Source organism: Bacteroidetes Order II. bacterium (assembly GCA_016788705.1).
Classification (GTDB): Bacteria; Bacteroidota; Rhodothermia; order Rhodothermales; family UBA2364; genus UBA2364.
This window is the reverse complement of the sequence record JAEUSQ010000058.1, coordinates 24,950-37,918: the sequence shown is the minus strand read 5'-3', so window position 1 is coordinate 37,918 and position 12,969 is coordinate 24,950. Positions and strand designations below refer to the sequence as shown.

The 12,969-nt window shown below is 46.1% G+C and carries 14 protein-coding genes; 9 read left to right on the top strand and 5 right to left on the bottom strand.

Annotated features, from left to right (window positions below; translation table 11 throughout):
• Nucleotides 1–185: 185 nt before the first annotated feature.
• Genes JNN12_15185 through JNN12_15175 form a run of 3 tightly spaced genes read left to right on the top strand, consistent with a single transcriptional unit; the run spans nt 186 to nt 2,209 of the window.
• Nucleotides 186–1,121, top strand: a complete 936-nt coding sequence (locus JNN12_15185; GenBank protein ID MBL7979678.1) for a TerC family protein — start codon at nt 186–188, stop codon at nt 1,119–1,121.
• On the top strand, nt 1,118–1,642 hold the full coding sequence (locus JNN12_15180) for an adenine phosphoribosyltransferase (GenBank protein MBL7979677.1): 525 nt from the start codon (nt 1,118–1,120) through the stop codon (nt 1,640–1,642). The genes JNN12_15185 and JNN12_15180 overlap by 4 nt, the downstream gene beginning before the upstream one ends.
• 15 nt (nt 1,643–1,657) lie before the next feature.
• Nucleotides 1,658–2,209: a hypothetical protein gene (locus JNN12_15175; protein MBL7979676.1), complete on the top strand. Its 552-nt coding sequence runs from the start codon at nt 1,658–1,660 to the stop codon at nt 2,207–2,209.
• Nucleotides 2,210–2,277: 68 nt separating this feature from the next.
• Here JNN12_15175 and JNN12_15170 read toward each other — a convergent pair whose 3' ends face one another.
• Entirely contained in the window at nt 2,278–2,664 is a 387-nt protein-coding gene (locus JNN12_15170) for a RidA family protein (protein ID MBL7979675.1), read from the bottom strand.
• Nucleotides 2,665–2,746: 82 nt separating this feature from the next.
• On the opposite strand from JNN12_15170, the gene JNN12_15165 reads away from it, so the two are divergent.
• From JNN12_15165 to JNN12_15150, 4 genes are all read left to right on the top strand, one after another.
• The gene (locus tag JNN12_15165; GenBank protein ID MBL7979674.1) at nt 2,747–3,538 is read left to right on the top strand and encodes an SDR family oxidoreductase; all 792 of its coding nucleotides are present in this window, start codon (nt 2,747–2,749) and stop codon (nt 3,536–3,538) included.
• The gene (locus JNN12_15160) at nt 3,538–4,116 is read left to right on the top strand and encodes a hypothetical protein (GenBank protein MBL7979673.1); all 579 of its coding nucleotides are present in this window, start codon (nt 3,538–3,540) and stop codon (nt 4,114–4,116) included. Before JNN12_15165 ends, JNN12_15160 begins: the two co-directional genes overlap by 1 nt.
• Nucleotides 4,117–4,203: 87 nt before the next feature.
• Nucleotides 4,204–4,629, top strand: a complete 426-nt coding sequence (gene ndk / locus JNN12_15155; protein ID MBL7979672.1) for a nucleoside-diphosphate kinase — start codon at nt 4,204–4,206, stop codon at nt 4,627–4,629.
• A 108-nt stretch (nt 4,630–4,737) separates the two neighbouring features.
• The gene (locus JNN12_15150) at nt 4,738–5,985 is read left to right on the top strand and encodes a DUF1343 domain-containing protein (protein ID MBL7979671.1); all 1,248 of its coding nucleotides are present in this window, start codon (nt 4,738–4,740) and stop codon (nt 5,983–5,985) included.
• Nucleotides 5,986–6,056: 71 nt separating this feature from the next.
• Here JNN12_15150 and JNN12_15145 read toward each other — a convergent pair whose 3' ends face one another.
• The 4 genes from JNN12_15145 to rpsT all read right to left on the bottom strand — a co-directional run bounded on the left by JNN12_15145 (nt 6,057) and on the right by rpsT (nt 11,219).
• The gene (locus JNN12_15145) at nt 6,057–8,471 is read right to left on the bottom strand and encodes a prolyl oligopeptidase family serine peptidase (GenBank protein MBL7979670.1); all 2,415 of its coding nucleotides are present in this window, start codon (nt 8,469–8,471) and stop codon (nt 6,057–6,059) included.
• A 126-nt stretch (nt 8,472–8,597) separates the two neighbouring features.
• Complete coding sequence (locus tag JNN12_15140; protein MBL7979669.1) at nt 8,598–10,154, bottom strand: PKD domain-containing protein; 1,557 nt, start codon at nt 10,152–10,154, stop codon at nt 8,598–8,600.
• 357 nt (nt 10,155–10,511) lie between these two features.
• On the bottom strand, nt 10,512–10,832 hold the full coding sequence (locus tag JNN12_15135; protein MBL7979668.1) for a hypothetical protein: 321 nt from the start codon (nt 10,830–10,832) through the stop codon (nt 10,512–10,514).
• Between the two features lie 132 nt (nt 10,833–10,964).
• Complete coding sequence (gene rpsT / locus JNN12_15130; protein MBL7979667.1) at nt 10,965–11,219, bottom strand: 30S ribosomal protein S20; 255 nt, start codon at nt 11,217–11,219, stop codon at nt 10,965–10,967.
• A gap of 112 nt (nt 11,220–11,331) precedes the next feature.
• Here rpsT and JNN12_15125 point away from each other — a divergent pair, with 112 nt between their 5' ends.
• Complete coding sequence (locus tag JNN12_15125) at nt 11,332–12,321, top strand: M23 family metallopeptidase (GenBank protein MBL7979666.1); 990 nt, start codon at nt 11,332–11,334, stop codon at nt 12,319–12,321.
• Nucleotides 12,322–12,370: 49 nt separating this feature from the next.
• Nucleotides 12,371–12,880 (top strand): polymer-forming cytoskeletal protein, encoded by a 510-nt coding sequence (locus JNN12_15120; protein MBL7979665.1) that lies wholly within the window; start codon nt 12,371–12,373, stop codon nt 12,878–12,880.
• Nucleotides 12,881–12,969: the final 89 nt, after the last annotated feature.

The following is a 12,969-nucleotide window of genomic DNA, read 5'->3' as shown; positions in this document are numbered from 1 at the left end:
ATTAGCTGTATTGGATTCCTATCAGGCAACGGTAACGGCTGGCCGAAAGGCATACATGATTGTGGCCTCCCCTCGGTAAGAAGTGTTAGACCTCTCTTAATATTAGATTAGACTATTTTTAATCCTGAAACATGCGCCAAACCCAACCGTTTAGGTTCCGTTCTAACAATTAAACGGACTTTAAAATGGATCAAACTTGGCTTTGGATTGGCTTTAACCTTTTCATTTTGATCATGCTGGCCCTAGACCTCGGTGTTTTTAATCGAGACAATCATGAGGTAAGTATTCAAGAAGCCCTCACTTGGAGTGGAATTTGGGTTTCGTTGGCAATGGTCTTCAATTTTGGGGTTTACACCTTTATGGGGGAAGAGAAAGGCATTGCTTTTCTAACCGGATACTTGATTGAGAAGTCGCTCAGTGTGGACAATATTTTCGTTTTTGTACTCATTTTTTCATACTTCAGCGTACCCGCTCGATATCAACACCGAATTTTATTTTGGGGCATTCTGGGGGCACTGGTCATGCGTGCCATTTTTATCTTTGCAGGCGTGGCCCTCATTAAACAATTCCATTGGATAATTTATGTATTTGGTGCATTTCTGATCTTTACTGGGTTCAAAATGATCCTCCAAAAAGAAAAGCAGTTCGAGCCAAACAAAAATCCACAGGTTAGGCTTTTTAAGAAGTTCATGCCCGTTACCTCACAATTGCATGGCCAAAGGTTTTTTGTAATCGAAAATGGTGTACGCCACGCAACCCCGCTTTTCATTGTATTGTTATTAATAGAAGTAACGGATCTAATTTTCGCGGTGGACTCCATACCCGCCATTCTTGCTATTACCGATGATGCCTTTATTGTTTATACCTCCAATGTATTTGCCATTTTAGGGCTTCGTTCGCTGTATTTTGCATTGGCTGGCATTACGCAATACTTCCATTATCTCAAATGCGGCTTGGCGGCGGTGCTCATGTTTGTGGGGACAAAAATGGTGATGGTAGATTATTACAAAGTTCCGACGGAAATTTCACTTGCGGTGATCGCGATTATCTTGGCATTCTCGGTTTTGGCCTCTATCTTGTATCCACCAAAAGAAGTGGAACAAGTTGCAGAAATCCCATGACCTTTAGCGATCAACTGAGCCAAGTAATCCGCACTATTCCCGATTTTCCTAAGCCAGGAATACAGTTCAAGGATATTACGCCCATTTTACAAGACCCGGCGCTTCTTCGTGCCACTGCCGATGCCCTTGCCGAGCCATACCGAAATAGGGGAATTGAAAAAGTGGTAGGGATAGAGTCTCGGGGTTTTTTATTTGCCTTAATGATTGCCGAGCGGCTGAATGCTGGCTTTGTTCCTGTACGAAAACCTGGTAAACTACCCGCCACAACCATTCAGGCCTCTTATGCGTTAGAATATGGGTTTGACACCCTCGAAATGCACGCCGACGCTTTAAAAGCCAATGAAAGGGTGTTGATACATGACGATGTTTTGGCAACGGGGGGGACTGCAGAGGCTGTTGCGGGCTTGGTAACACAACTTGGGGCCAATGTAATCGGGTATTCCTTCCTGATTGAATTGGGATTTTTAAATGGCCGGGATCGTATCAGGCAAACCACCGTTCAAGCGTTGATCCGTTATTAAACCAAATTGAAGACCATGAAGCATTGGATGTATCGTATCGGGGGGCTGTTGGGCCTATTGTTTTTGTTGACATCGAATGGGTGTGATCCGGTTGGACCTACGGATACCGTCACGTTAACCGCCAATAAAGAATTTTTCTTTACCTTTGCAAGTGGTGACGGGCAGACGAAAACCCGTTCTTTGACGTCTGATAACAAAATTGACATCACAGACGTACTTGCTGCCCAAAATTTCACCAAAGCGGCTCTTTCTTCCGGAACATTAGACTCGGCTGTTTTGGAGGTCATTTTCCCAACAGGCGTACCCATCTCGTTCTTAAAAACGGTAACTCTCAGTTTCTCGGCACCGGGCCTTTCGGCGCTTGAGGTAGCTACCCAAACGAGTTTTCCCTCTGGTGTAAATGAGGACACCGTAACGTTAACCATAGATGCGATCAAAGACATTACCCCGTTTTTACGCGCAGATTCTTTTTCCGGAAACCTGAATCTTACGGCCAACTCGTTATTATTGAACCGTGAGTATGAATTAAATGTGCGACTTAAACTGCTGGCAAGGGTCAATTTTTGATTTAAGAAACGTTTATAAAGCGACCACCGCGAGGGCAATCGCTTTATAAACGCAGCATTTAGCCTTTGTTATACCTGAGCGGCAATACAGGAAATCTCAACTTTTACCCCACGTGGGAGTTTAGATACCTCCACTGTGACACGCGCAGGCGGCGACTCATTGAAGTAGCGCGAATAAACCTCGTTCATTTGCGCAAAATCGTCCATAGAGGCCAAAAATACCTCACAACGCGCCACGTCGCGATACGACATACCAGCCGCTTTGAGTACTGCACCTAGATTTTCCAGAACCTGTATGGTCTGGTTTTCTATGTCGGCATCGGTCAAAACAGTATTGGTTTTGGGATCAATCGGGATTTGGCCAGAACAATATAGGGTTTTTCCAACCTGTATCGCTTGGCTGTAGGGTCCGATGGCCGCAGGCGCATGGGGTGTGTTGATCACTTCTCGTTTCATATTGATGGATAGCGTTAGGGGTTTTACATGAAACCTAACAGTACCAAAAACGGACATCCAAAAAAGCCAATTATCAACGAAAATGGATTTAGGACTTCAAGGAAAAGTAGCTTTTGTATCGGGCGCAAGTACCGGCCTGGGATTTGCAGTTGCCCAAGCCCTCCACAACGAAGGGGCAAAGGTGGCCATTTGTGGCCGAGACCACGAAAGAATTGAACAAGCAGCGGCCAGAATAGGAAATGGGGTTTTGCCGCTGTGTTGTGATGTGGTCCAAGAACAAGAGGTTCAGGCTACGGTAGCCAACGTTTTACATCACTTTGGCAAACTTAATATTTTGATAACGAATGCAGGAGGGCCGCCATCTGGCTTCATCAGTGATTTTTCGGCACAGGATTGGCAACATGCACTAGAACTGAACCTGATGAGTACCATAAACCTGTGTCGATATGCACTACCTGCGCTTAAACAGGCTGCAGTACAGGAATACCATGCGCGGATTTTGATGATCACCTCCATATCGGCCAAACAACCCATTCCCAACCTATACCTATCGAATGTTGCACGCGCGGGGGTGCAGGGATTTGCGAAAAGCCTTTCGGAAGAAGTTGGGTCGCTGGGTATTACGGTCAATACCCTCTTGCCCGGTTTTACCAAAACAGAGCGATTGGAGGCGTTACGGCAGGCAACAGAACAGCAGACGGGGCAGTCAGGTGAGGATGTTGAGGCCAATTGGGCAGCAGCCAACGCGCTCAAACGGCTGGGGGAACCGGAAGAATTTGCGGCTGCGGCTACTTTTTTGGCTTCTAAACCTGCGGCCTACATCACAGGAATTGCGCTTCCTGTGGATGGTGGCCGGGCAAAAGGATTGATGTAATGAAACAATATTCATTATCGGCTCCTTCTTTGGGAGCTTGGACACGCTACACGTTCTATGGATGGTTTTTAGGGGTTGTGCTCATCTTATTGTTCTCGTCTATATTAGATGGGATTGGTATAGAAGGAATGCAGTTCTACTTGGGCCTCGGTATGGGAGCAGGCATTGGCACCATGCAATGGTGGCTCCTCAAAAAACATGGGGGCATTAGCCTAAAGTGGGTCTGGTTTCTGATTCTCGGTCTTACAAGCCCTTTTGTCGCTTTCGACTTGCTATTCAAAGCGATACTCCCCTATAAACTGGCTGTTTGTCTTGTATTGGGTGCTATTCTATCTGGAAGTTTGCAAATATTTGTTCTTCGGGATTATAGTCCTAAAGCCAGATGGTGGGTGACTTATGCATGTAGTGGCTGGATACTGGCTTTGGGGAGTATTTTGGCAATGGATTACACCAAACTACTTTCCCCATACGTCAATAATTTATTCATCGCTTTTATGAATCTCTTGCTGATACTGTCCGGAGGGTTGCTGTTAGGTGTGGTGACAGGAACTGGATTACGCAAAATACTGCACGCTTGAGCTTCGTATTTGCCAAATTTTTCGACAAATACAAGAGTAGGTTAATGTATTATGCAAAGTTAATTAAAATCTAAATAATCACTCCCTATGAGCAATCGTACCCTGACCATTTTAAAACCAGACTGCGTTCGTAAAAACCTGATTGGTACTGTTACTAAGCACGTAGAAGAAGCGGGATTCAAAGTGCTGGCCATGAAGTTGGTTAAACTGACCAAAGCCGAGGCGGAAGGCTTCTATGCAGTGCATCGTGGCCGCCCGTTCTTTGAAGAACTGACCACTTTTATGTCCAGTGGGCCTTGCGTACCCATGATCCTCGAAAAAGAAAATGCCGTTGCCGCATTTCGTACCTTGATCGGAGCAACCAACCCTGCGAATGCCGATGAAGGAACCATTCGTCGCCTCTATGCAGATTCAGTGGGTGAGAACATTATTCATGGCTCCGACTCAGATGAGAATGCCCTAATGGAGGGCAATTATTTCTTCCCCGGCATGGAACTTGCGGGTAATTGGTAAGGAAACTCTTCCGGCTCTAATATTATGCCGATAAGAATCGTTGATATTGACCGGAATCGTTTCTTGTTGCTACGATTCCGGTTTTCTTTTTTCTAAACCCCTTCACCAATGAAAAGCATTGTCTCTCTATTATATTTCGCCAGTTGGTTTTTGGTCTTTGATGCAGATCCAATATATGCTCAGGTACTAACGGGGGCCGAACGGCTTGCGATGTATAATTTTGAATTATTACAAGGGAAGCGAGTAGGGCTGATCACCAACCATACGGCAGTCGTTCATGGGCAACATGTTATAGATTTATTTTATCGTTCGCCTAATGTGAAACTGACCACGCTTTTTGGCCCAGAGCATGGCATCCGAGGTCTTGCTGATGCCGGAGCCGCTGTCACAAATGGCAGAGACCCGCAGACCAATTTACCCGTGTATAGCCTCTATGGTGCAACAAAAAAACCAACCGCCCAGATGCTCAAAAATGTGGATGTGCTGGTTTTTGACATTCAGGACGTAGGCGCAAGGTTCTATACCTATATCTCGACCATGGCATTGGCCATGCAGGCTGCCGCCGAAAATGACATTCCATTTCTTGTATTGGACCGCCCAAATCCACTGGGAGGAATGCGGGTATCGGGCTTTATGCTTGAACCGAGGTTTACCTCCTTCGTTGGACAGTTTGCCATTCCGATTCAGCATGGCATGACGGTGGGGGAATTGGCCCAAATGATACACGGAGAAAAGTTAATGCCCGGCTTGGATTCTCTTCAACTCACCGTAGTGAAACTAGAAGGTTGGTACCGAACCATGCTCTGGGAGGAAACACAGTTACCTTGGGTTCGCACAAGCCCAAATATTCCGGATGTAGAAACCGCCTATTTGTATCCGGGTATGTGTTTTTTTGAAGGAACCAACCTTAGTGAAGGACGCGGAACACAACAGCCTTTTAAAACCGTTGGGGCGCCTTGGGCCAATGCACAACAATTAGCCAATACACTGAACGCCAAACGCTTGCCCGGTGTCGTATTTCAACCAACCAACTTTGTACCCAAAAGCATTCCCAATATGGCCACATCACCCAAATTACAAGGCCGAAAATTATATGGGGTACAACTAAAAGTGACCGATCCATTAGCCTTGCAATCCGTAGAAGTGGGCATCCATACGCTGGCAGCCTTCTATGCGCAAGCAACGCCCACCATCCGAAAAACATTCTTCCTCCGCGATTTTATGGGCAAATTGGCTGGAACAAACCGCTTGATTGAGATGCTGGAGGCAGGAAAAAGCCCTGAACAGATTATCCGCTCGTGGCACCAGGAACTCGCCGCCTTCCAGCAAAAAAGAATGCCGTATTTATTGTATTAACGAAACCCAATTTGATTAAAAAATAAAGCCGGGCGATGCTTGTCTTCCGGCTTTATAATGCATGATGGGTGCTATTTGGGAAAACGACTCTTTGGAAGCCGATTGGGGCCAATATGATCCTCGAATAACTTTAAGATCCGTCTGTATTCATCTGTCCAACTGGAAGGTTCTACAAAGCCATGATCTTCCACCGGGTACAAGGCCATCTCCCAGTTGTCTTTTTCCAATTCAATCAACTTTTGGGATAATCGTACCACATCCTGAAAATGTACATTGGTATCTACCACGCCATGACAAATCAACAAAGGGTCTTCGAGGCCACTGGCAAAATTGATTGGCGAAGAACGGGCGTATGACAGTGAATCCTGTACGGGGGTATTCAGAATGTTGGCCGTATAGGGGTGGTTGTAGTGCGCCCAATCGGTTACAGATCGAAGCGCAGCTCCTGCGCCAAAATGCTCAGGTTCTGTAAACAAGGCCATCAAGGTAATGAATCCACCATATGAGCCACCATAAATGCCAATACGTTCGGGCGGGATACGATGGCGTTGGGTTAAATACCGAGAAGCATCTACAAAGTCTTGCAGGTCTCTTCCGCCCATGTGCCGATAAATGGCCGTCCGCCAATCTCTACCATACCCTTCTGAAGCACGATAGTCCACATCTAATACCGTGTACCCCAGATCGGCCAATAGGTTATGAAACATGTATTCACGAAAGTACGTGCTCCACCAGCGATGTACATTTTGCAAATATCCGGCTCCATGAACAAATAGCACCCCAGCCCCATTTGGTTTCTTTGGTTTGTATAAGCGTGCAGGGACTTCTTTACCATCCGAAGCCTGGATCATGATGATTTCGGGGTCCCTCCAAGGATAACCCAACCACTCGTCGGTGGGCGAAGAGGTGATTTGTATAGGCGCTTTACCTATTTCCTGCAAGTAAATTTCAGGCGGCTTATTACTATAAGAATACAAAATGGCCATTCTTTTCTCGTCTGGACTAAGCACCACTTCATTTTTTCCGATAAGGGTGGTTAATTTTTCTCGTTTCCCGCCGTGTATAGGCATTCGATAAAAATGGCGTTCAAACGGCGACCCCTCACTACTGGTGAAATACCAATGCTGGCCGTCTTTAGAGATATACGGATCAAAAACCTCGAAACTACCAGACGTGAGGGCTTGGGTCTCTTGTGTGTTCACATTGTACACATACAAATGGCTGTACCCCGTTTTTTCGCTTTGGAAGTACACATGCTGATGATCCGGCAACCAACCTGTTTCACCGGCGCCCCCTGCCCACGATATGCCAGGGCCAGCAATCCAAGCCTCATCGTGCTGGTGTTCTATCATCTTAAGTTCACCCGTTTCTGGATTTAGCAACGCAAGCCACCGATCTTTGTTATCGGTGGTACGTATTTCGATATAAGCATGTGTTCCAGTAAGGTTCCATACCGGGCCATATGGAATAAATCCACGTTTATGGATGCCCTCCAGCTTTTTGACCCCTTGCTCGGTCAGATATTGCGGAACACGATCGGCACCGGGTAGATTCGCAAACGATACAGTGTAAGTGGTATCTCGTTTAATATCCATAATCCACATTTCGTAAGAATCAGCGGGCTGTCCTACCTTAGCGCGTGTTCTGAGAGAGCCAGCATATCCGTCTTCGCTTACGTAAGTGCCTACTGTCGTGCTTTTGGCCTGGCTGTTTCGGGTAATTAAGTTCAAGACCACAAAACGATTTTGTCCGTCGTAAGAGAGGCTCCGAAGGCTTCTTTTTCCTAAATAGAAAGAGGATGGGAATACTTGAGTCGCTTTGCCTTCTCGCTTATTAAAGGCTTCAGAAAGTTCTGAACGTTCGGTTTTATCACGAATGACTGCAAACAAGTTGCGTTGTTGTTGCAGGAGAAACTTGTCTTGCTCGCTGGACTTAGGGGGCGTTGGTGGGGCTTCACCCGTTCTGATGTCGGTCATCTGGAGTACGGAACCTGTTTTCAACGAAAGCCGGAAGAGGTTTTGTTCTTTCTGGAAGTACACATATTGCCCATCCATAGAGAAAGCAGGATCGGATTCGGAACTTATGGTTTGGGTAAGTTGGGTTACGTCTTGCGTCTTGGTATCTAAAAGGTATAAATCTCCGCGATGCGTAAAAACTTTTTTTGTAAAGTCTGGATTATACAAGCTAAATGCGTGGTGCCAGCCAGAAAAACTTGGGCGGATACTCCGTCTTTCTTGGGTTGTAAGTTGGCGAGCAGAAGGAGTGGTGAACGAGGTTTTATACAAGGAGTCTGCCTTATACTTACCTTTAGGGTTCCAGTTAAAATAAATGGCTCTTCCGTCCTCTGCCCAGTATGGCGTTCCTGGCCATGCACCGATCCATGTTTTGGGATCTCGCATAATTTTACCCACTGTCAGTGGAGAGGTTTGGCCCAGAGTGGTAATGGTAGAGAATGCCGCAATACATAAAATCAGCCATTGTTTCATGTTACGAGAGGGTTTCGTTGAGGAAAAAGACAATATCCTTAAAGGACGTACTTGAAAGAAGAATGTAACGAAAAAGGGAAGCTCCGTTGGAACTTCCCTTCTTAAATTGAGCCTTATCGCGGAGAATTAGCGAATAATCACTGCTTCTACACGGCGGTTGCGGCGGCAACCACGACCTGGATCTTCCTTATCGCAGTTATTAGGATCAACACCTGCACCACGTACCGAGATACGGCTGGCATCAATACCCTTAGAAGTCATGTAGTCTGCAATGGCTTTTGCACGGCGTTGTGCAATCGTCATGCTGTTTTCTACAGAATCGCTGTAACCCGTGACAACAATCTTAAGGTTCGGGCAGTCTTTGAGTGCCGTAATGTTTTCATCAATCAGGCTCATCGCTTGGGCATCAATGGTGGATGCGCCATAGTTGAAATAAACCGAATTGAGTTCTGTCACCTTGGAACAAGGATCAGGAGGTTGTGGAGGTGGTGCAGCCGCATTGACCGTAACGCGGAAAGTACGGGTGTCACTTCCTGCAGCATTTTTTGCAGTTACTTTAACGGTATAAGTCCCTGGTGTAGAGAAGCTATACGAAGCATTCGCTGTTGAAGCCGTAGCACCATTGCCGAAGTCCCAGGCATACGTCACCTGGCAAGAACCTGAAGCACTGGAGGTAAAAGATCCACTCTTGCCACTTTCCAAGGTTGAGGGTGCATTCGCAGCCGAAATTTTAGCTGGGTTGCTGGCACATGGATCTACAACCGTTACAGTACCCGTTTTGGTATCGGTTCCACGGCAGTTCATTGCGCTTGATGTAACCGTATAGGTACCAGGGCGAGAATAGCTATGCGTTACGGCGGCACCTGTACCAGTATTGCCATCACCAAAATCCCACATATAAGACACTGGAACGGTCGCGGTTGGTGCAACGCCCATGCTGAAGTTAGCTGCTTGACCAGCATTCACAGAACCAGTGGGTAAATTGATGTTGGTCACCAAAGCCGGATTACAGACCACGCCTTCTTTCAGATCAAAAGATAGGTTTGCACTAAGATAGTTTAAATAGTCAAAGTTGGCTTTATCACCAGTAATACCTGAATTTTTGCCCTTTGGATCTGCTGCATCCACAGCAGCATCTGGGAAAACCATATAACTTGTGCCATCAATACCAAGTTTTACAGGGCCTACTTTGAATTGTACACCAAGGCCGAGTGATGGCCCGTATCCTAAACCAGGAATAGACTTCGCATATGAAAGATCCGTTTGCTTCGATGCTTGGGTCAGGTTTGCGCCCAACTGTACGTACGGGGACAAGGCCTTATTGGCAAGTGCACTAAAAATTTGATAGCGAAGCAACAACGCCCCAGTAATCCGTCCTTCTTCTTGCGTATTGGCCGCAAAGCGAGACTCAATATTGGGATATTTCCCCCAAGCACCGCGAACCAACGCCGTTAATTGGTCGGTAAGGCCATAGCCAAGCTCAAGACCGAGGTTGGGGCCAGCGTTATCAAAATATGCTTTACCAAGATTTAGGTCGCCGGGATACTTATCGTTATCGCCGCCATAACTGGCAAGGCCACCCATCAGTGCAGCATGCACACGGCCTTGTTGTGCATAGGCCATTCCTGTTGCCAAAAACAGCACAAATGCAAAGGTTAGAAGGTTTTGAAGTTGTTTTTTCATGGTGATCTCCTGAGTCGGTGTCAAGGTTAACACAATTGTTTATTTGCGATTGTAAGGTATTACAATGTATTAGATTTCGTAAAGGATTTGATGAAGATGAATACAATTATCTTTATCAAGATAAAATTGCTTTAAAATGTATTTTAATCTTGATAAAGAGATTCATCAAATGATAAAGCCTAAAATGCCATTGGGAAACATAATAAGCACTTTTTTCTTAAATGTAAAGAAGAGTACCAAAAAAACTCGGTTGTTTAACGAAAGCTCCACCCACCTCCACCAGAAAGTTTGCTTGATCATCTTCACCAAGGGAGCATGGAACTACAAAAATTTGGCACCGTAGTCTCCACGCGCTGATCAACCAGCGATACGTAGTACATCAGGCAAGTCGTTCCGTTGCGGATGTGGATTTAACCCATCTACGAGAGGTGTTTCGAGTGCCGTAACAAAAGGGGCTATGGTGGAGAACAAGAATTCTTGTTGCAGTTCCAACATTTCATCGTCAAAAACTCCGGGTGCTCGCTCGTGACCGAAAATATCCATGTATAAGGCACGCGGCCAGTCTGGGAACCGCTTTTGTGCTTCTTTTACCGCATTAAACACACCATTTGCGGCCTCGTCGAACGATTCGTCGGCTTGCACAGCATAATACACAGACACGGTGTTGTCGTGGTTCATGAAAACACCGGGGGATTGAGGTTTGTTGTAGGAAATTGTTTGCACGTAAACTTTTATACAAAAAAATCATTCAACAAAAAAAGCCCATCGCTTTGGACGCATGGGCTGGAAACGAGCGGGCTTAGCAGTTCATCAGGCCAACGCATTCACATGACGATCCAATTTGCTTTTCACATTTGCAGCCATGTTGTTATGAATGACCCCTTTGGCAGATAGACGATCCAAATAGGCTTTGGCGTCATTTAATAAAACAAGCGCGCTGTCTTTGTCTTCGCTTAGTTTGACTTTCTTGATCATCGTACGGACACGGCTTTTGTGTACGCGGTTGCGAAGACGGCGCTTTTCACTTTGACGAACTCGCTTCTCAGCAGATTTGTGTTGCGGCATGACAAACTATTAGATTGAGATTCAATTTATTTTTTGTTTTTTCAGAACAACCAATATAAATTGCTACTCTAGGAAAATACAATTCCTCAAAGTGGATTTTATATGCAGAATCATGAAATCATTCCTTCTGGATCTTTGGCGGAACCCTGCTAAAGACATTTCGGTCATCACCATGGATGTCAACGGATTGGAGACGCCGCAGCAGTACTTGCTAGCGCCACGCCCGTTTATGACCAAGGTTTTGGCTAGTGTGGGGGGGAGCTTTCTGCTCGTGGTGGTGCTATTCCTTATTTTCCCCATACGGGAATGGGTGATTGGGGGTGTTGCTGGGGGAGACAATCCTATTAGAACCAGTGCAGACCGTTTGGCAGCTTTGCAAGATTCATTGGAAACACAGCAATTATATTTATTAAAACTTCGCGAAGTTTTGTTGGGCACAGACACCACAAAAGTTAAAATACGAGCAACCGCAGTGAAGTCTGATACAACTGCCTCAGGCCCCAAGGTTACTGGCTTTGGTGGTTCAGACGGTACCATGCGAAGCAATATAAACCCAGTCCCCCAGGCCAAGGAACCACCTGTAGCCTCAAAAAGTTCAGAATTACGGGCTTTGGTTAAAGAGGTATCCGTTTCGCGCTCTATACCTCATCAACAACCTGCCTTGACCCTTAGTATTATGTCTGTTCCTAATGGCCACGTTCCGCCAATTCGTTTGTTCTTAAACCCTATTACTTTACCAGCACCAGCTCCTGTGGGAGGATTTGTGACACGGGGTTTCGAGGCAAAATCCGGACATTATGGGATTGACATCGCCGTTCAGAAAGGTACAACGGTTCGTTCGATTGCAGATGGTTATGTAACTTTTGCTGATTGGACACACGAAGGTGGATTTGTGATTGTGATTCAACACGCTGGTGGCTATATTTCGGCCTATAAACACAATGGACGTTTGCTGAAACGGGTTGGGGAACGTGTAAGGTCGCGGGAAGCGATTGCGATGAGTGGAAATACAGGTGAAATATCCAGCGGACCCCATTTGCATTTTGAACTTTGGCACGAGGGCCTAGCCCAAGACCCTCGTACCGCAATTATTGGTTGGTAAAACTCACACTAACTACCTAAACGAGTATAGATTATTCAGGGAGATTATCATGGCATTATTTAACAAAACTACCAACGAGACGACCCAGACGGCCTCGCCCCGTCCAACACCCGCCTCGGTTCCTAACCCTATGCAGTTAAACATGGTGGGACCAGGTGCTACCTTCGAAGGGGTATTACGTACCAAAAGCGATACCATTATTAATGGGAAAGTGATTGGTAAAATATTTGTAGAAGGTCGGCTGGTTATCAATCCAGAAGGCTTTGTGGAAGGGGAGGTAAACGCGACAAATGCGGATATTGCAGGCAAAATTACAGGAGATGTGAATTGCGACGAGCGTCTTTCGCTAAAATCGGGTGGCCGAGTGGATGGCAATATTTCCACCAAGAAGTTATCTGTGGAAGATGGCGCTTCTTTCACCGGAAAATGCTCCATGACCATCATGGAAGCCCCCACTTCAGAAGCCCCCGCCTTTCCAGCCTCTACAGACCCTAAACCAGGGGCAAGCAAAGAACGTTTTGCGGCAGCTCCAGGCGTTGGAATGAACAAGGTTCGATGAACCTCGTGTTTTGACCTTAGCTACTTATTAGAGTAAAGCGTATGTTGTACTTGCGGCATGCGCTTTTTTGTAATAAACAAGAATCACTA

Coding starts and splice junctions, on each gene's coding strand:
- JNN12_15185 (MBL7979678.1), top strand. CDS start 186: ATGGATCAAACTTGGCTTTGGATTGGCTTTAACCTTTTCATTTTGATC.
- JNN12_15180 (MBL7979677.1), top strand. CDS start 1,118: ATGACCTTTAGCGATCAACTGAGCCAAGTAATCCGCACTATTCCCGAT.
- JNN12_15175 (MBL7979676.1), top strand. CDS start 1,658: ATGAAGCATTGGATGTATCGTATCGGGGGGCTGTTGGGCCTATTGTTT.
- JNN12_15170 (MBL7979675.1), bottom strand. CDS start 2,664: ATGAAACGAGAAGTGATCAACACACCCCATGCGCCTGCGGCCATCGGA.
- JNN12_15165 (MBL7979674.1), top strand. CDS start 2,747: ATGGATTTAGGACTTCAAGGAAAAGTAGCTTTTGTATCGGGCGCAAGT.
- JNN12_15160 (MBL7979673.1), top strand. CDS start 3,538: ATGAAACAATATTCATTATCGGCTCCTTCTTTGGGAGCTTGGACACGC.
- ndk (MBL7979672.1), top strand. CDS start 4,204: ATGAGCAATCGTACCCTGACCATTTTAAAACCAGACTGCGTTCGTAAA.
- JNN12_15150 (MBL7979671.1), top strand. CDS start 4,738: ATGAAAAGCATTGTCTCTCTATTATATTTCGCCAGTTGGTTTTTGGTC.
- JNN12_15145 (MBL7979670.1), bottom strand. CDS start 8,471: ATGAAACAATGGCTGATTTTATGTATTGCGGCATTCTCTACCATTACC.
- JNN12_15140 (MBL7979669.1), bottom strand. CDS start 10,154: ATGAAAAAACAACTTCAAAACCTTCTAACCTTTGCATTTGTGCTGTTT.
- JNN12_15135 (MBL7979668.1), bottom strand. CDS start 10,832: ATGAACCACGACAACACCGTGTCTGTGTATTATGCTGTGCAAGCCGAC.
- rpsT (MBL7979667.1), bottom strand. CDS start 11,219: ATGCCGCAACACAAATCTGCTGAGAAGCGAGTTCGTCAAAGTGAAAAG.
- JNN12_15125 (MBL7979666.1), top strand. CDS start 11,332: ATGAAATCATTCCTTCTGGATCTTTGGCGGAACCCTGCTAAAGACATT.
- JNN12_15120 (MBL7979665.1), top strand. CDS start 12,371: ATGGCATTATTTAACAAAACTACCAACGAGACGACCCAGACGGCCTCG.